This window comes from Oceanibaculum pacificum, from assembly GCF_001618175.1.
Lineage (GTDB): Bacteria > Pseudomonadota > Alphaproteobacteria > Oceanibaculales > Oceanibaculaceae > Oceanibaculum > Oceanibaculum pacificum.
In genome coordinates, this window is sequence record NZ_LPXN01000150.1 from 1 (window position 1) to 17,585 (window position 17,585).

18 protein-coding genes are annotated in these 17,585 nt (G+C 66.8%); 3 read left to right on the forward strand and 15 right to left on the reverse strand.

The genetic code is table 11. The features are described 5' to 3' along the window. Positions 1-149: 149 nt before the first annotated feature. Entirely contained in the window at positions 150-2,759 is a 2,610-nt protein-coding gene (clpB, locus tag AUP43_RS15995) for an ATP-dependent chaperone ClpB (RefSeq protein WP_067559414.1), read from the reverse strand. Positions 2,760-3,019: 260 nt separating this feature from the next. On the opposite strand from clpB, the gene AUP43_RS16000 reads away from it, so the two are divergent. After that, complete coding sequence (locus AUP43_RS16000; protein WP_198154945.1) at positions 3,020-3,739, forward strand: MOSC domain-containing protein; 720 nt, start codon at positions 3,020-3,022, stop codon at positions 3,737-3,739. Here the strand turns inward: AUP43_RS16000 and nthA are convergent. The 4 genes from nthA to AUP43_RS16020 all read right to left on the reverse strand — a co-directional run bounded on the left by nthA (position 3,736) and on the right by AUP43_RS16020 (position 5,728). Then, complete coding sequence (nthA, locus tag AUP43_RS16005; protein WP_067559378.1) at positions 3,736-4,416, reverse strand: nitrile hydratase subunit alpha; 681 nt, start codon at positions 4,414-4,416, stop codon at positions 3,736-3,738. The genes AUP43_RS16000 and nthA overlap by 4 nt on opposite strands. Next, positions 4,413-4,718 (reverse strand): SH3-like domain-containing protein, encoded by a 306-nt coding sequence (locus AUP43_RS19625; protein ID WP_067559380.1) that lies wholly within the window; start codon positions 4,716-4,718, stop codon positions 4,413-4,415. Before AUP43_RS19625 ends, nthA begins: the two co-directional genes overlap by 4 nt. Further along, the gene (locus tag AUP43_RS19630) at positions 4,715-5,047 is read right to left on the reverse strand and encodes an SH3-like domain-containing protein (protein ID WP_067559382.1); all 333 of its coding nucleotides are present in this window, start codon (positions 5,045-5,047) and stop codon (positions 4,715-4,717) included. The genes AUP43_RS19625 and AUP43_RS19630 overlap by 4 nt, the downstream gene beginning before the upstream one ends. Positions 5,048-5,110: 63 nt before the next feature. After that, the gene (locus AUP43_RS16020; protein WP_067559385.1) at positions 5,111-5,728 is read right to left on the reverse strand and encodes a DUF2306 domain-containing protein; all 618 of its coding nucleotides are present in this window, start codon (positions 5,726-5,728) and stop codon (positions 5,111-5,113) included. Positions 5,729-5,847: 119 nt separating this feature from the next. Between AUP43_RS16020 and AUP43_RS16025 the strand changes: the two genes are divergently transcribed. Then, a complete protein-coding gene (locus tag AUP43_RS16025) occupies positions 5,848-6,603 on the forward strand; it encodes a LytTR family DNA-binding domain-containing protein (protein WP_157089392.1) in 756 nt (251 codons plus the stop codon). Here the strand turns inward: AUP43_RS16025 and AUP43_RS16030 are convergent. The 10 genes from AUP43_RS16030 to AUP43_RS16070 form a co-directional block, all read right to left on the reverse strand. Next, a complete protein-coding gene (locus AUP43_RS16030; RefSeq protein ID WP_067559391.1) occupies positions 6,588-8,090 on the reverse strand; it encodes a carboxypeptidase M32 in 1,503 nt (500 codons plus the stop codon). The two genes, AUP43_RS16025 and AUP43_RS16030, sit on opposite strands and share 16 nt — an antisense overlap. Next, entirely contained in the window at positions 8,090-8,836 is a 747-nt protein-coding gene (locus AUP43_RS16035; protein ID WP_067559393.1) for an SURF1 family protein, read from the reverse strand. Before AUP43_RS16035 ends, AUP43_RS16030 begins: the two co-directional genes overlap by 1 nt. After that, positions 8,829-9,206, reverse strand: a complete 378-nt coding sequence (locus AUP43_RS16040) for a DUF983 domain-containing protein (protein WP_084462867.1) — start codon at positions 9,204-9,206, stop codon at positions 8,829-8,831. Before AUP43_RS16040 ends, AUP43_RS16035 begins: the two co-directional genes overlap by 8 nt. A gap of 34 nt (positions 9,207-9,240) precedes the next feature. Continuing rightward, the gene (locus AUP43_RS16045) at positions 9,241-10,041 is read right to left on the reverse strand and encodes a cytochrome c oxidase subunit 3 (protein WP_067559396.1); all 801 of its coding nucleotides are present in this window, start codon (positions 10,039-10,041) and stop codon (positions 9,241-9,243) included. Between the two features lie 64 nt (positions 10,042-10,105). Further along, complete coding sequence (locus AUP43_RS16050; protein WP_067559399.1) at positions 10,106-10,714, reverse strand: cytochrome c oxidase assembly protein; 609 nt, start codon at positions 10,712-10,714, stop codon at positions 10,106-10,108. 4 nt (positions 10,715-10,718) lie between these two features. Continuing rightward, the gene (locus tag AUP43_RS19125) at positions 10,719-10,865 is read right to left on the reverse strand and encodes a hypothetical protein (protein ID WP_157089393.1); all 147 of its coding nucleotides are present in this window, start codon (positions 10,863-10,865) and stop codon (positions 10,719-10,721) included. Beyond that, entirely contained in the window at positions 10,862-11,791 is a 930-nt protein-coding gene (locus AUP43_RS16055) for a heme o synthase (protein WP_067559401.1), read from the reverse strand. The genes AUP43_RS19125 and AUP43_RS16055 overlap by 4 nt, the downstream gene beginning before the upstream one ends. 65 nt (positions 11,792-11,856) lie before the next feature. Then, positions 11,857-13,455 (reverse strand): cytochrome c oxidase subunit I, encoded by a 1,599-nt coding sequence (ctaD, locus tag AUP43_RS16060; RefSeq protein ID WP_067559404.1) that lies wholly within the window; start codon positions 13,453-13,455, stop codon positions 11,857-11,859. Between the two features lie 92 nt (positions 13,456-13,547). Further along, complete coding sequence (coxB, locus tag AUP43_RS16065) at positions 13,548-14,384, reverse strand: cytochrome c oxidase subunit II (protein ID WP_067559407.1); 837 nt, start codon at positions 14,382-14,384, stop codon at positions 13,548-13,550. Positions 14,385-14,620: 236 nt separating this feature from the next. Beyond that, entirely contained in the window at positions 14,621-15,964 is a 1,344-nt protein-coding gene (locus tag AUP43_RS16070; protein WP_067559410.1) for a DUF3422 family protein, read from the reverse strand. 106 nt (positions 15,965-16,070) lie between these two features. On the opposite strand from AUP43_RS16070, the gene tldD reads away from it, so the two are divergent. Further along, entirely contained in the window at positions 16,071-17,510 is a 1,440-nt protein-coding gene (tldD, locus tag AUP43_RS16075) for a metalloprotease TldD (protein ID WP_067559412.1), read from the forward strand. The last annotated feature ends 75 nt before the right edge of the window (positions 17,511-17,585 follow it).

Here is a 17,585-nt window from a genome sequence, read left to right on the forward strand (position 1 = left end):
GCCCGATGCTTCGAGACGCCCCTTGCGGGGCTCCTCAGCATGCGGTCACCAAGCAGCACCGGCGGAATGTCCCAAACCACCCTTACCCTAAGGAGCCCTCGTCAGAGGGCGTCTCGAAGGGGCCGGCGGCGGGCGTCCCTCCATCAGCCTCAGTCGGCGGCCTCCTGATCGATGCGGCGGCCGTTGATGACCAGATGGCCATCCTCGACATCGACGCGGATCGCGTCGCCATCGCGGATCGAACCGTCCAGAATCATCGTCGCCAGCGGGTTCTGCAGCTCGCGCTGGATCACCCGCTTCAGCGGCCGGGCGCCATAGACCGGGTCGTAGCCGGCATCGCCCAGCCAGGCCAGCGCGGCCGGCGTCATCTCCAGCGTCAGATGCCGGTCCTCCAGCAGCGCGCGCAACCGGCCGAGCTGGATATCGACGATACCGGTCATGTTTTCGCGGCTGAGCCGCTGGAACAGCAATATATCGTCCAGACGGTTCAGGAATTCCGGGCGGAAGGCGGCGCGCACCACCTCCATCACCTTGGCGCGGGTCAGCTCCTGGTCGGCCTTGCTGAGGGCATAGGCGTCCTGCGCCATGAGTTCGGAACCGAGATTGGAGGTGAGGATGATAAGCGTGTTGCGGAAATCCACCGTGCGGCCCTGGCCGTCGGTCAGCCGGCCATCGTCCAGCACCTGCAGCAGCACGTTGAACACGTCGGGATGGGCCTTCTCGACCTCGTCGAACAGGATCACCTGATAGGGCCGGCGGCGCACCGCCTCGGTCAACGCCCCGCCCTCCTCATAGCCGACATAGCCTGGGGGCGCGCCGATCAGCCGGCTGACGGCATGCTTCTCCATATATTCCGACATGTCGATGCGCACCATCGCCTGCTCGTCGTCGAACAGGAACTCGGCCAGCGCCTTGGTCAGCTCGGTCTTGCCCACGCCCGTGGGGCCGAGGAAAAGGAAGGAGCCGATCGGCCGGTTCGGGTCCTGCAGTCCGGCGCGAGCGCGGCGGATGGCGTTCGACACGGCGATCACCGCCGCCTCCTGGCCGATCACGCGCTGGCGCAGCTTGGCCTCCATCGCCAGCAGCTTGTCGCGCTCGCCCTCCAGCATCTTGTCGACCGGGATGCCGGTCCAGCGCGAAACGATCTGCGCCACCTCCTCCGGCGTCACCTCCTCCTTCAGCACCCGGTGGGAGGCGGAATCGTCGGCGTCCTTCAGCTTCCTCTCCAGGTCGGGGATGACGCCGTACATCAGCTCGCCGGCGCGCTGCAACTCGCCCCGTCGCTGGGCGATCTCCAGCTCGGTGCGGGCCTGGTCGAGCTGCTCCTTCAGCTTCTGGCCGACGGAGATGCTCTCCTTCTCGCCCATCCATTGCGCGGTGAGGGCAGCGCTTTCATCCTCCAGCTCCTGCAGTTCCTCCTCCAGCTTCACGAGGCGTTCCTTGGAGGCGGAGTCGGTCTCTTTCTTCAAGGCCTCGCGCTCAATCTTCAGCTGGATGATCTTGCGGTCCAGCTCATCGATATTCTCCGGCTTGGAATCGACTTGCATGCGCAGGCGGCTGCCGGCCTCGTCGATCAGGTCGATGGCCTTGTCCGGCAGGAAGCGGTCGGTGATGTAGCGGTTGGAGAGCTGGGCGGCCGCCACGATGGCGCTGTCGGTGATGCGCACGCCGTGATGCAGCTCATACTTCTCCTTCAAACCGCGCAGGATCGAGATGGTCTCCGGCACCGAGGGCTCGGACACGAAGACCGGCTGGAAGCGTCGGGCCAGTGCCGCGTCCTTCTCCACATGTTTGCGGTATTCGTTCAGCGTGGTGGCGCCGACGCAATGCAGCTCGCCGCGCGCCAGGGCGGGTTTCAGCATGTTGGAGGCGTCCATCGCCCCATCCGCCTTGCCCGCGCCGACCAGCGTGTGCATCTCGTCGATGAACAGGATGATCTCGCCGGCGGCCGAGGATATCTCGCTCAGCACCGCCTTCAGCCGCTCCTCGAACTCGCCGCGGAACTTGGCCCCGGCGATCAGCGAGCCCAGGTCGAGCGACAGCAGCCGGCGGTTCTTCAGCGTCTCCGGCACGTCGCCATTGACGATGCGCTGGGCCAGCCCCTCGACGATGGCGGTCTTGCCGACGCCGGGCTCGCCGATCAGCACCGGGTTGTTCTTGGTGCGGCGCGACAGCACTTGGATGGTCCGGCGGATTTCCTCGTCGCGGCCGATCACCGGGTCGATCTTGCCCTCGCGCGCCACCTCGGTCAGGTCGCGGGTATAGCGCTTCAGCGCGTCATAGCCCTGCTCGGCCGTCGCGGTATCCGCGGTGCGGCCCTTGCGGACATCGTTGATCGCCTCGTTCAGCTTCTGCGGGGTCAGGCCCGCCTCCTTCAGCGCCTTGCCGGCCTCGGTGCCGTCGGCCATCGTCAGCGCCAGCAGCAGCCGTTCGGCGGTCACGAACTTGTCGCCGGCCTTCTCGGAAATCTTGGTCGCCTGGTCGAGCACGCGCGCCAGCTCCGGCGACAGAAAGACCTGGCCGGCCCCGCTGCCCTCGACGCGCGGCAGCTTCGCCAGCGTCGCTTCGGTTGCGCTCAACGCCTTGGCCGGATCGCCGCCGGACGCGCGGATCAGATTGGCCGCCAGCCCCTCGGCATCGTCCAGCAGCACCTTCAGCAGATGATCCGGGGCAAGGCGCTGGTGCCCGCTGGTCAGCGCCAGGGTCTGGGCCGATTGCAGAAAGCCCTTCGAGCGCTCGGTGAATTTCTCGATATCCATGATGATCTTGTCTCCGTTATCGCGACACATCGGCCATTCCCGGCGGCCCCGCCTGGCGGCGACCGCACGGTGAAGAGGGACGATGCTCCTCGCTAGAAATGGCGTGCCAAATCTGCAACACAAGAGGGCGGTGGTGGAAGATCGGACCCGGCATTGCGCATCCATATGCCGCGTTGACAGCGCGCCCTCCGCCTGCCGACACTGGCGACATGACCCATGTTGCAACCATAGCCCGTCTGTGTCGCTACCCGGTGAAGGGAATGAGCGCACAGGACATCGATTCCGCGACTCTGGAGAGCGGCGCCGGCCTGCCCGACGACCGGCGGTTCGGCATCGCCCACGGCTCCGCCATCGATCTGCCGGCGGATAATGGCTGGGCCCCGAAAAGCAATTTCCTGCAGCTCGTCAATTGCGCCCGGCTGGCCGCCATCGTCGCCGACTATGAGGCCGAGACCGGCCATCTGGCGTTGAAGCGCGACGGACGGCAGGTGGCGCGGGCCAACATCCAGACCCCGCTGGGCCGAACCATCATCGAGGATTTCCTGCGCGCCTTCCTGGCCGGCGAGGTGCGGGGCGCGCCGCGCATCGTCGAGGCGTCGGGCGATTTCTTCACCGATTCGCGCAACGGCAAGATTTCGCTGATCAACCTGGCCAGCGTGAAGGATCTGGAACGGGTGGTCGGCGGCCCGGTCGATCCGGTGCGGTTTCGCGGCAATATCCTGCTCGACGGGCTGCCGGCCTGGGAGGAATTCTCCTGGCTGCCCGATACGCGCCTGAAGATCGGCGGGGCGATCCTGAAAATCTATAAGCGGATCGAGCGCTGCGCCGCCACCAGCGTGAATCCGGCAACGGCGGAGCGGGACACGAACATCCCGCTCGCGCTGCGGCGCGGCTTCGGCCATATCGATATGGGGCTGTACGCCACCGTCGAGCAGTCGGGCGTCATCGCCACGGGCGACGGGCTGGAGCTGCTCGGCTAAACCGCTGGCACCGCGACGCCGATCATGGTGTCGCGGGTGACCAGCGCCTCCAGCTTCTCCGTACTCCATCCCTCGGTGCCCTTCGGGCGCGCCGGGATGATCAGATAGCGAAGATCGGCGGTGGAATCATGCACCCGCACCTCGACATCGTCGGGGATCTCGGTGCCGAATTCCTTCAGCACCGCGCGCGGCTCGTGAATTACCCGGCTGCGATAGGCGCGCGCCTTGTACCAGTCCGGCGGCAGGCCGATCAGCAGGCGCGGATAGCAGGAGCACAGCGTGCAGACCACGACATTGTGCACGCCCTCGGTATTCTCGATCGCCTTGATCGGGATGCCGCCGGCATCGATGTCCAGCTCCGCCGCCGCCGCGATCACATCGGCCAGCATGCGCTGCTTGAAAGCCGGGTCGGTCCAGGCCCTGGCGACCATCCTCGATCCCGCCGCCGGGCTCTTGGAATCGATGGCCTCCAGCATCTTCCGCAGCTCGGCCGGGGTGACGATGCCCTTGGCGACCAGCAAGTCGGCCACCGCCTCGGTCATCGCCTGATAATGCGTCAGCGGGCGATCCTCGATATCCGGCTGGTGCGGATGCGGGTGATGGTGGTCATGATGGTCGTGGCCGTGGTGATGCCCGTGGTCATGCCCGTGAGGATGGTCGTGGTCGTGCCCGCTCATCGCACCGCCTCCAGCCAGTTTTCATAGACGTCGATCACCGCCGTATCCTGGGCCGGGCCGTCATAGCCATCCCACAGCTCGGCCTGGCGGAACAGCACGCGGTAGAGCGGCAGGGCCGGCCTTCCGTCGCGGCCATAGGCCAGCTCCTCCGGGTTGGCGAAGGCGCCGACCAGCTCCGCCACCACGCCCTGCTTGCCCCGGCAGAAGAAGGGTGCCCGGACATGGCCGGGCGGATAGGCCCGGCGCACCCGCACCGCATCGCCGGGCCTGAAACGCGCGTCGGTCGCGGCTTCTCCACTCATGGGCACACCGCCTTCGCCGCCTCGGCGTGACGGGCCTGCGCTTCTTCCATGGCGCGGCCCAGCTCATCGACGGTGATGACGCCCTTCTCGATCAGATTGTTGGTGACGGAGCCGATCCAGCGCTCGTAATAGGTCAGCTCGTCATAGATGCCCGGCCCCATCTCCTCGATGCCCCGGCGCAGCTCGTCGACGGTCATGATCTTGCGCTGCTTGTCGGTCAGCAGCCGCATGATCGCGTCGACCTTCTTCTCCCATGGCGCGTAATCATGCTCGACCTGCTCGACCGGCCCGGCGGGAAGCCCGCCCATATCGTGATGGCGGCGATGCATGACGACCTCCGGCTTGTTGCTTCCCGCAACTGTTCCATGAAGCCGCGGACAGGCGCAAGGGCGCTAGGCGCTCTGCCGGCGCAGATACAGCTCCGCCGCGATCAGGTTCGGCACCCAGCACAGGAAGGAGATCGCCGGATAGCTCAGCTCGAACGGCAGGCCGGTGGCGAAGGAAGCGCCCAGATAGATCCGCAGCGTGACGGCGGCGAAGGTAAGCCACCAGGAGCGGATCATCCAGGCCCGGTGCGCGGCGAAGCGCCGCTGCGTGGCGCGCCGCCAGCCCAGCAGAGTGGTGATCAGCCACGCGACGGACAGGGTGCCGAAGCCCGCCGTCGCCACCGGGCCCGTCGTGGTGCCCAGCGCCAGCACGAAGCCGGAGACGGCGCCGACCAGGCAGGCAAAGACATAGACCCGACCGGTCCAGCGATGCAGCGCCGGCCAGCGCCGCCGGACGCCACCCAGGAACTGGAATGCCCCGACCAGCAGCGCCGTCGCCGCGGCGGCCACATGAACCGGCAGCCAGGGATTGGCATAGGCGTTGGCCATGATCGGCTCCGGCATCGGACCGAAGCCGACGAGATAGCGAAAGGACGCCAGGGCGATAGCCACGCTGGCCAGGGCCGCGACGCCCCAGAGCAGCCGCGCGCCGCCGGCGTCCCGGTCGAAGAATGTCGTCGACACACTGAGCCTCCCTTGTGGTGGAGCCCCGAAATTGCTGCCAACGGCCGGCGCGGGCTATAGTGGCTGCGCGAACGGTGCAGCGGCTGCGTGAGTGGTGCGGTGTGAGGAAAATGAGCAAGATGTCGGCAATCGGCGGGATCGCGGAGATCGCCCTGTTGCTGGCTTTCGGACTTTTCTTCGGCGTCATCGGCCCCTATGGCACCGCGCAGGAACCGCCGGTCGAGCGCTATCCCTTCTGGCTGTTCGTGATGGTCGCCGGCGGCCTTATCGGCATCGCGGTGGAACGCGTGCTGCGCCGCTGGATCGCCCCGGATTGGCGCAGAATCCTCGTTACCTCATTGGCGATGACGCCGCCGGTCACGGCGGTGGTGATCGGCGCGAAGGCCGCGATCATGGAGCATCATCACGGGCTGCCCGGTGGCTTCCTGCTCAATCTGCTCTGGCAGGTGTTCGTCATCAGCCTTGTGGCGATGGCGCTGCGGCTGGTGGTGCAGCGCCCGCCGAAGCGGATCGTCGAATCGCAGACCATCATCGCCCCGCCGCTGCCGGAGGTCGAGGCCCGGTTCCGCGCCCGCCTGTCGGCCCGGCGGCGCACCGCCCGGCTGTTCGCGCTGGAAGCCTACGACCATTATGTGCGCGTCCATACCGACGCCGGGGAGGAGCTGCTGAGCCTGCGCTTCGCCGATGCGGTGGCGGAGCTGGACGGCGCGCATGGCTACCGAATCCACCGCTCCTGGTGGGTGGCGGCGGATGCGATCAAGACGGCCCGCTGGCGGCGCGGCAGCGGCGCGGTCGAGCTGGCGGACGGCACCATGGCGCCGATCAGCCGCAGCGGCGCGCCGATCCTGCGGACAGCCGGCTATTTGCCCAGATAGCGCCGGTGCAGATGGGTCTTGAAGGCCCCCGTGCCGAGCGGCGCGCCGGTGGCCCGGGTCAGCAGCTCGTCGGCTGAATAGCGCGAGCCATGGGCGTGCACATTGGCGCGCAGCCAGGCGACCAGCGGCGCGAAATCGCCGCGCGCGATGCCGGGCAGGATGTCGTCATCCTGCTGGGTCGCGGCCGCGAACAACTGGGCGGCCATCATCGCGCCCAGCGTATAGGTGGGGAAATAGCCGATGGCCCCGTCAAACCAATGAATATCCTGCAAGCAGCCGCGCCGGTCGTCCGGCGGCGTCACGCCCAACAGGCCGCGCATGCCGTCATTCCAGGCCCCCGGCAGATCGGCCACGGCAAGATCGCCGGCGACGATGGCGCGCTCCAGCCGGTAGCGCAGGATGACATGCAGCGGGTAGGTCACCTCGTCCGCATCGACGCGGATGAAGCTGCGCGACACGCGGGTATAGAGCCGCTGCAACCCATCGACCGTATAGGCCGGCCCGTCGACCGCGAAAGCCTGACGGATCAGCGGCGCGGCGAATTCCAGGAAGGCGCGGGACCGGCAGGCCTGCATCTCGATCAGCAGCGACTGGCTTTCATGCACCGTCATGCCGCGCGCCACGCCGATCGGCTGATGCCGCCAGGGCTGCACCGGCAGACCCAGCTCGTACAGCGCATGGCCGGTCTCGTGCAGCACGCCCATCAGACTCTGGGTGAAATCCGCCTCGTCATAGCGGGTGGTGATGCGGATATCGTCGGCAGCACCCCCGCAGAAAGGATGCAGCGAGACATCCAGCCGGCCGCGATTGAAATCGAACCCCACCACCTGCATCAGCCGCCGGCCCAGCGCCGCCTGGCTATCGATGGGGAAAGGCCCCTGCGGCCGCTGCAGCGGCGGCTCGCTCGCCTGCACGGCCAGCACATCGTCCAGCAGACCGGGCAGGAAGCCGGCAAGGTCGGTAAAGATCGGGTCGATCAGATCGGCGCGGTTGCCTGGATCGTAGGAATCCAGCAGCGCGTCGTAGGGCGTAAGGCCGAGCGCCTCGGCTTTCACCGCCGCCATCTCGCGGGTCAGGCGCACGACTTCTTCCAGATATGGCCGCACGGCGGCGAAGTCGCTCTCCTTGCGGGCCTGCCGCCAGGCGATCTCACAGGCCGAGCAGGCCTTGGAGCGGGCCTCGACCAGATCGGCCGGCACCGCCGTTGCATGCGCATGCCGGCGGCGCATCAGCGCCAGGTTGGCGGCCGGCCACTCCTCCAGCGGCGCGCCCTCGGCGGCGGCGAGAAGATCGGCCATGTCCGGCGCTGTCATCAGCTCGTGGCCCAGCACGTCCAGCGTCGCCACCTGCTCGGCGCGGGCCTCGGCGGCCCCTTCCGGCATGATGACGGCATGGTCCCAGTGCAGGATGCCGCCGACCTGATCCAGCACCGACAGGCGGTGGAAGCGGCGGGTCAGCGCCTCATAGGCGGCGGCCGAATTGCGCATCACACCTCGCCGCGATCCGCCCGGCGATGCCAGACGACATAGACCACGATCAGCCCCAGGGCCATCAGGAACCAGGTCATCGCATATTGCAGATGCTCGTTGCGCAGGCCGATCCGCGGGTCCGCCCCGATGGGCAGATGGATCCGGCTGTCGCCCTCGCGCAGCGCGTCGATATAGTAGGGCGGCACGCCGGTCACGCCGGCCCTTTGCGACATCTCGGCGATGTCGACATAGAACCAGAGATTCTTCTCCGGCTCGTTATCCGGGGTGAAGGCGTTGCGCATGCTGGGACGCCGCACGATGCCATCCAGCGTCACGATGCCCTCGGGCTGGCTGTTCGGGCGCTTGGCCGCCTCGCGCCGGTCGTCGGGAATCCAGCCGCGATTGACCAGCAGGGTGCGGCCATCGCCGGTGACGAACGGGGTGACGACATGCAGCCCGACCGTGCCTTTCTCCGGCCTGCCGACCAGGAACATCTCCTGCTCGTTCAGGAAGCGGCCCTCGGCGCGGACCCGGCGGAATTCCGCATCCTCGATATCGACATCGTTGGCCGGCGGGGCGATGGGCTCCGCATACATGCGGGTTTCAAGCCGCTCGATCAGCCCTTCCTTCCAGGCCAGGCGCTGCAATTGCCAGGCGCCCAGGCCCAGCATCACCACGATCATCGGCAGGGCGATCAGCGTTGGCCACAGGCGCGGCCGGAAGCCGAACGACGGCCGCGGCGACAGGGAGTTTCCGTCAGTCATTGGCGGTTCCGCGATGCTTGTATTGCAGGGCGATCAGCACGCCCTTGAACGGACGCAGCAGGGCCAGGGCCCCGCCGAGCGTCACGGCCGACCACAGGACGGCATGCAACCATAAGGGGGGTGCAACGGCGCTTTCAACCAGCAGGGCGATGGGTGTGACAATAAACGCCAGGGCGAAGATGACGAAGAAGGCCGGGCCGTCGCCGCTGTCGTGATTGCGCAAATCCAGGCTGCAGGCCGTGCAGCTTTCGGCCACCGTCAGATAGCCAGAAAAAAGCCTGCCGCGTCCGCAGCGCGGACAGCGGCAGGCCAAACCGGTCAGGATCGACGAAAGCCCGGAAGAGGGGGGCTGAGAAGAGGGGTCGGCCATCCTCAGCCCGCTTTCGTCGGCTGTTCGATGGGGCTCAGGCGCCCCACCAGTAGATGGCGACGAACAGGAACAGCCAGACCACGTCGACGAAATGCCAGTACCAGGCCGCCGCCTCGAAGCCGAAATGCTGCTCCGGCGTGAAGTCGCCCTTGTAGGAGCGAATCAGGCAGATCGCCAGGAAGATGGTGCCGACGATCACATGAAAGCCGTGGAAGCCGGTCGCCATGTAGAAGGCCGAGGCGTAGATGCCGTCGGTGAAGCCGAAAGCGGCATGGCTGTATTCGTAGGCCTGCAGGGCGGTGAAGGACATGCCCAGCAGAACCGTCAACCACAGGCCGCGGATCAGGTCGCGGCGGTTGCCCTCGATCAGCGCATGATGCGCCCAGGTCACCGTGCAGCCCGACATCAGCAGGATCAGCGTGTTCAGGAACGGCAGGTCGAACGGATCGAAGGTCTTGATGTCCGCCGGCGGCCAGACCCCGCCAATGGCCTCGGTGGGATAGAAGGCGGCGGCGAAATAGGCCCAGAAGAACGCGGCGAAGAACATCACCTCGGAGGCAATGAACAGGATCATGCCGTAGCGCAGGCCGAGCTGCACCACCTTGGTGTGGTACAGGCCGCTATTTGCCTCGCGCACCACGTCGCGCCACCAGAAGAACATGGTGGCCAGCACCAGGGCCAGGCCGATGGCCAGGACCCAGGGGGTCTTGTCATGCATCACCATCACGCCGCCGATCGCCGTGACGAACGCGGCCATCGACCCGACGAACGGCCACGGGCTGGGATCGACCAGATGGTACGGATGCTTGTGCTGCGTGGCGTGTGCTTCGCTCATCCCTCTTGAACCCCTTCAGATAATCCCGGCGTGGCGGCCGGCGACAGCAATAGAACCATCCAACTCAATTGACCCGCGCATCGGCCGGCAACTGGCTGGTCTGCTTCCCCGGGGCGGCCAGGTGCTGGTCCTTCGCCCGGAAGAAGGTATAGCTCAGTGTGATCGTGCTCACATCGTCCAAATTGCGATCCGCCAGCAGAAGCGGATCGACGAAGTAGGAGACCGGCATTTCGATGCTCTCGCCCGGCTCCAGCACCTGCTCGGTAAAGCAGAAGCACTGGATCTTGGCGAAATAGGCGGCCGCCTTGTAGGGCGTGACGCTGTAGGTCGCCGTGCCGACGATCGGCTCGCTGCCGGTATTCGTCGCTGTATAGAAGGCCAGGCCGTTCTCGCCGATCTGCACCTTTTCGCTGACCTGCAGCGGCTTGAACTTCCAGGGCAGGCCCTGATCGACATTGGCGTCGAAGCGCACGGTGATGCGGCGCTCGGCCAGCGAGTCCGGCGCGGCCTCGGCCCGCTTGGTCGCCCCGCCGAAGCCGGTCGCCTCGCAGAACATGGTGTAGAGCGTCGGGCTGTAGACGACCAGGCCGGTCATCGCGCTCATCACGCCGACAATGCCGGCCACCACGGCCAGGTTCCTATTGTTCGATCGTTCGGTGGGTCGGTCGGCCATCCGCTTACCCCATTTTCACGACGGTGATGATGTAGAATAGGATCGCCAGCCCCAGCAGCACCGCCAGCAGGGCCGTGTTGCGGGCGCGCTTGCTGCGGCGGAAATCCCGGCGGTCGATGCCGCTTTTCTCATGTTCCTGCATCGCGCTCACGCCGCCGCCCCGAAAGTCCAGGCGCGGTCGAGGATCATCAGGGCGAAGATCAGGAACAGATAGAGGATCGAATAGGCGAAAAGCTGCTTGGCCGCGCTCTCCGCCTTCGGGCCGTCGCCCTCGCGCCAGATGCGCACCGCCCCCAGCAGGAACAGCGCGCCCAGCACGATGGCGCCCATGCCGTAGAGCGCACCGACCGTGCCCAGCCCCCAGGGCAGCACCGCCAGCGGGGCGAGCAGCAGCGAATAGAGCAGGATCTGGCGCCGGGTTTCCGCCTTGCCGGCGACCACCGGCAGCATCGGCACGCCGGCGCGGGCGTAATCCTCGCAGCGATACAGCGACAGCGCCCAGAAATGCGGCGGCGTCCACATGAAGATGATGGCGAACAGCACCGCCGAATCCAGGCTGATATCGCCGGTCACCGCGGCCCAGCCGATCATCGGCGGGAATGCGCCGGCGGCGCCGCCGATGACGATGTTCTGCGGCGTGCTGCGCTTCAGCCACATGGTGTAGACCAAGACATAGAAGCCGATGGTCAGCGCCAGCAAGGCCGCCGCCGTCCAATTGACCGCCAGCCCCATGATCATGACCGAGAAGGCCGACAGCACGATGCCGAAGGCAAGGGCGGCCTCGCCATCGACCCGTCCGGTGACGATGGGCCGGCCCTGGGTGCGCCGCATGATCGCGTCGATATCGCGGTCATACCACATGTTGATGGCGCCCGACGCGCCGGCCCCGACCGCGATGCACAGGATCGCGATGGTGCCCAGCACCGGATGGATCGAACCGGGCGCCAGCAGCAGGCCGACAAAGCCGGTGAACACCACCAGCGACATGACGCGCGGCTTCAGCAGCGCCAGGTAATCGCGCACATGCCCGACGCCGAGCGAGGGGCTCTCACCCCCCGCCTGCGCCGGCTGACCCATTTGAAGCTGGACGTCGGACACGTCTGGCTATCCCGTTCGGTTCGCGAAAAAGGGGAAGCCCCGGGTCACTTGACCCGGGGGATTTCCTCGAAGGTGTGGAACGGCGGCGGCGAGCTGACGGTCCACTCCAGGGTGGTTGCACCCTCGCCCCACGGGCTGTCGCCGACCTTCTTGCCCGCCGTGAAGGTGCGGAAGCACACGAACAGGAAGAAGAACATGGCGGCGACCGAGATATAGGCGCCGATCGACGACACCATATTCCAGCCGTGGAAGGCATCCGGATAATCCGGGATGCGGCGCGGCATGCCGGCCAGACCCAGGAAGTGCATCGGGAAGAAGGTCAGGTTCACGCCGATGAAGGTCATCCAGAAATGGATCTTGCCCAGCGTCTCCGGATACTGCCGGCCGCTCATCTTACCGATCCAGTAGTAGAAACCGGCGAAGATCGCGAACACGGCACCCAGCGACAGCACGTAATGGAAATGCGCGATGACGTAGTAGGTGTTGTGCAGCGCCACGTCGACGCCGGCATTCGCCAGCACCACGCCGGTCACGCCGCCGACGGTGAACAGGAAGATGAAGCCGATCGCCCACAGCATCGGCGTGTCGAACTTGATCGAGCCGCCCCACATGGTGGCGATCCAGGAGAAGATCTTGATGCCGGTCGGCACCGCGATCACCATCGTCGCCGCCGTGAAGTAGGCGCGGGTATCGACGTCCATGCCCACCGTGAACATGTGGTGCGCCCAGACGATGAAGCCGACGAAGCCGATGGAGACCATCGCGTAGGCCATGCCGAGATAGCCGAACACCGGCTTGCGCGAGAAGGTCGACACGATGTGGCTGATGATGCCGAAGGCCGGCAGGATCATGATGTACACCTCGGGATGGCCGAAGAACCAGAAGAGGTGCAGGAACAGGATCGGGTCGCCGCCGCCGGCCGGGTCGAAGAAGGAGGTGCCGAAATTACGGTCGGTCAGCAGCATGGTGATGCCGCCGGCCAGGACCGGAAGCGAGAGCACCAGGAGGAAGGCGGTGATCAGCATCGCCCACACGAACAGCGGCATCTTGTGCAGCGTCATGCCCGGCGCGCGCATGTTGAAGATGGTGGTGATGAAGTTGATCGCGCCCAGGATCGAGGACGCCCCGGCGACGTGCAGCGACAGGATCGCCAGATCGACCGCCATGCCCGGCTGGCCGTTCGGCCCGGAGAGCGGCGGATAGATCGTCCAGCCCGTACCGGCGCCGCCATCGACAACGGCCGACATCAGCAGCAGGGCGAAGGCCGGGATCAGCAGCCAGAAGCTGATATTGTTCATGCGCGGGAAGGCCATGTCCGGCGCGCCGATCATCAGCGGCACGAACCAGTTGCCGAAGCCGCCGATCAGCGCCGGCATGACCATGAAGAAGATCATGATCAGGCCGTGGGCGGTGATGATCACGTTCCATTCCTGGCCGCCCGACATGTACTGAATGCCGGGGTCCTGCAGCTCCATGCGCATATAGAGCGAGAACAGGCCGCCGATGATGCCGGCGAGAATCGCGAACACCAGGTACATCGAGCCGATGTCCTTGTGGTTCGTCGAATAGACGTAGCGGCGCCATCCGGTCGGATGGTGATCGTGATGATCGTGGTGGTCGTGCGCTGCCGATGCCTGCGCCATGGATCAACCCTTCCTTGCTTGCAGCGTCCCCCGCGGGGGAGCGCCCAACTCATCCCAGCCAGCCCGGAAAATACCGGGCCGGCAATCCCAGCTCAGCGCGCCGCGTTAGCGACCTTGACGTCGCCGCCGCCATCCTTGCTGGCGAATTCCTCGCGGGCCTTCTCGACCCAGGCGTTGAACTCAGCCTCCGGCACGGCGCGGATCGCGACCGGCATATAGGCGTGGTTCACGCCGCAAATCTGGTTGCACTGGCCGTAATAGACACCCGGCTCCTCGATATTGAACCAGGTCTCGTTGGTGCGGCCCGGCACCGTATAGAGCTGCACGCCCAGGGCCGGCACCAGCCAGCTGTGCAGCACGTCGGAACCGACGACCAGCACGCGGATGTTCTTGCCGGCGGGCACGACCAGCGGATTGTCGACGTCCAGCAGGCGCTTCTGGCCCGGCTGCAGCTCGTTCTCGGGGATCATATAGCTGTCGAAGGCGAAATCGCCATGATCCGGATAGCCGTAATTCCAGTACCACTGGTGGCCGGTGACCTTGATGGTCATGTCGGCGTTCGGCGTGCGATCCAGGAAATAGAGCAGCCGGAAGGACGGCACCGCAATCACCACCAGGATGACCACCGGAATCACCGTCCACAGCACCTCGATCATCGTGTTGTGCGAGGTCTTGGACGGGTTCGGATTCTTGTCGGCGCGGAACTTCACGCAGACATAGACCAGCAGCGCCAGCACGAAGATCGTGGTGATGGTGATGATCCACAGCAGCAGATTATGCAGCGAATGCAGGCTTTCCTTGCCCACCGAGGCGGGCTGCTGCATGCCAAGCTGCCAAGGCTGCGGCTCGGCGGCCCAAGCGCCGCTCGCCAGACCGACAACGGCCAGCGCGGCGCCCAGGAAGGCGAAGAAGATGGTGGCTAAACGCATCGTATTGCTAGGCATCCTACTCTCATCCCTGGCCAGAACCCGTCCGCACGTGCCGTCGACAATCCCGTGAAGCCGGAACGGCCCCACGCAACGCGGCGGGCAACGGCCATCCCGCCCAAAAACGGGGAGCGCGGCCGTGCCCTGGGTGTCTAGCTATCTTATCCGCATCGGGCAAGGGCGAATTGTGACCTGATGTCGCATGTTTGGCGGATTCGCGGCAATAAGCGCTATCTAAACTAAGCACTTGTCTTGCCTCCCGCGCCCTCTTCCTCGCCGGATTCGGCCATCTGGCGCGACAGCCGCCGGCGCATTCGCCGCATGCCCAGCCAGACCAGCGCCACGACCGCCGGGATGGCCGCGCCGGTCGCCAGATCCGGCGGCAGGGGCGCGCCGGCCGCCTTGGCGCCCTTCGCCAGATAGCCCAGCAGGCCGATCACATAATAGCTGATGGCGGCGACCGACAGGCCCTCCACCGTCTCCTGCAGGCGCAGTTGCAGCTTGGCGCGGCGGTTCATCGAGGCCAGAAGATCGCGATTCTGCGCTTCCAGATGCACATCGACCCGGGTGCGCAGCAGATCGCTCGCCCGGCCGATCCGCACCGACAACTCGTCCAGCCGGGATTGCGTCGATTCGCAGGTGCGGATCGCCGGGGCATAGCGGCGATTCAGGAACTCCGCCACCGTCTGCAACCCTTCCAGCCGGTTCTCACGCAGCTCCTCCAGCCGCTGGGCGACCAGCGCGTCATAGGCGCGCATCGCCCCCAGCCGGTAGGCCAGGCTGGCGCCGAGGCGCTCCAACTCCGCCGCCAGCCCGGTCAGATCGTCGAGCAGCCGGCGATCCTCCTGGTTGGTCTCGCCCTGCGCCAGCGCGCCGGTGATCTCGGTCAGCCGGTCGCCGATGCGGGTCAGCGCCGGGCCGGCCGCGCGCGCCGGCGGAAAGGCCAGCAGCGCCATCATGCGGTAGGTTTCCACCTCCAGCAGCCGGCGGATCAGCCGGCCGGTGCGGCGTGGCCCCATGGCGTAATCCTGCACAAACAGCCGGCTGAACCCGTCCTCGCGAATCCGGAAATCGGTCCAGGCGGCGGCCGCGTCGCTGCTCATCAGGCTGCCGGCCAGCGCGGCGCTGCCGAACAGGGCGGCGATCTCGGAAACGCCCCGGCGCGGCGCGTCCCGGCCCTCCACCGCGACATGGATGGCGACGATGACCTCGCCCGGCAGACCGGCCAGCCAGTCGGCCGGCACCCGGTTCATCGCCGTATCGGCGAAGGCCTCCTCGAAGCCGCCCTCGACGATGAAGCCATAGGTGGAAAATTCCGTGTGCCGCTCCCAGCGCAGCCGGAAGCCCCCCAGGTCGACGAGGATCTGCGTCGCCTCGGGCGATGGGGCGGGGGCGCCGAAGCGCGCGCACAGACCGGCCAGATGCACCCGCTCGCGCCCGGCCGCCGCCTCGCCGGTCAGCACCGCCAGATGCGACAGCCGCGCCGGCGCGGTTAGCGGCTCGAACGGCCGGGCATGCACCTCCTCGTGCAGGCCGCGCCGCTGCGGATGTTCGACCGGCAAGCTTCCCCGTTCCGGCGTCATGACGCTTGCTTCCGCTCCCCCGTTTGCGGGACAGACGGTGGTTGCCGGCCGCCGCAGCCCCTATATGCTCTAGGCATAACCATAGCATAGCCCTCAAGGATAACCGATGAGCGCCCTGACCCAGACAGACGAGTTGTTCTTCACCCGCGCCGGCCTCGACCGCAGCAGGGTCGAGCGCCTGGTCGGCGACGCGCTGTCCGGCGCCGACGATGGCGAGCTGTATCTGGAATACAGCCAGTCCGAAAGCCTGGGCTTCGACGATGGCCGGCTGAAGGCCGCCAGCTTCGACACCGCGCAGGGCTTCGGCCTGCGTGCCGTGCTGGGCGACGCCGCCGGCTACGCCCACGCCGCCGATCTGTCAGAGGAAGCGATCCGCCGCGCCGCCGCCACCGTGCAGGCGGTGAAGTCGGGCCATGGCGGCACGCTGGCGGACGGGCCGATCGGCACCAACCGGCAGCTCTATACCGACGCCAACCCGCTTTCCCTGGTGCCGTTCGAGACCAAGGTGAAGCTGCTGCAGGATATCGACGCCTATGCCCGCGCCAGCGATCCGCGCGTGCGCCAGGTCTCGGCCTCGGTGTCGGGAAGCTGGAAGGCGGTGCAGATCATCCGCGCCGACGGCCAGCGCGTCGCCGATATCCGCCCGCTGGTGCGCCTCAACGTCTCCGTCGTGGTCGGTGACGGCGACCGCATGGAGACCGGCAGCAGCGGCGCCGGCGGCCGCACCGCCTATGATCTCTATCTCGACCCCAGGACCTGGCGGGGCCAGGTGGACGAGGCGCTGCGCCAGGCCATCGTCAATCTCGGCTCCATCCCGGCCCCGGCCGGCGAGATGGAAGTGGTGCTGGGCCCCGGCTGGCCCGGCGTCATGCTGCACGAGGCGGTCGGCCACGGACTGGAGGGCGATTTCAACCGCAAGCAGACCAGCGCCTTTTCCGGCAAGATCGGCCAGCAGGTGGCTTCCAAGGGCGTCACCGTGGTCGATGACGGCACCATGCCGGACCGCCGCGGCTCGCTCACCGTGGACGACGAGGGCACGCCCTCGCAGCGCACCGTGCTGATCGAGGACGGCATCCTGGTCGGCTATATGCAGGACCGGCAGAATGCCCGCCTGATGGGCATGAAGCCGACCGGCAACGGCCGCCGCGAGAGCTTCGGCCATCACCCGATGCCGCGCATGACCAACACGATCATGCTGGGCGGCCAGCATGACCCGCGGGAAATCATCGCCTCGGTGAAGGGGCGCGGCCTCTATGCGGTGAATTTCGGCGGCGGACAGGTCGACATCACCTCGGGCAAATTCGTCTTCTCCGCCTCCGAGGCCTATCTGATCGAGGACGGCAAGATCGGCCCGGCGGTGAAGGGCGCGACCATCATCGGCAACGGCCCGAAGGCGATGACCCAGGTCTCCATGATCGGCAATGACTTGAAGCTCGATGACGGCATCGGCACCTGCGGCAAGGACGGCCAGGGCGTGCCCGTCGGCGTCGGCCAGCCGACGGTGAAGATGTCCGGCCTCACCATCGGCGGCACCCAGGCGGGGTAAGGCGGGGTTTCCCCTCACCCAGCCTTCGCTAGGCTCATTACATTCGCCAAGCTCCCGCATCCCTCTCCCCTTCCG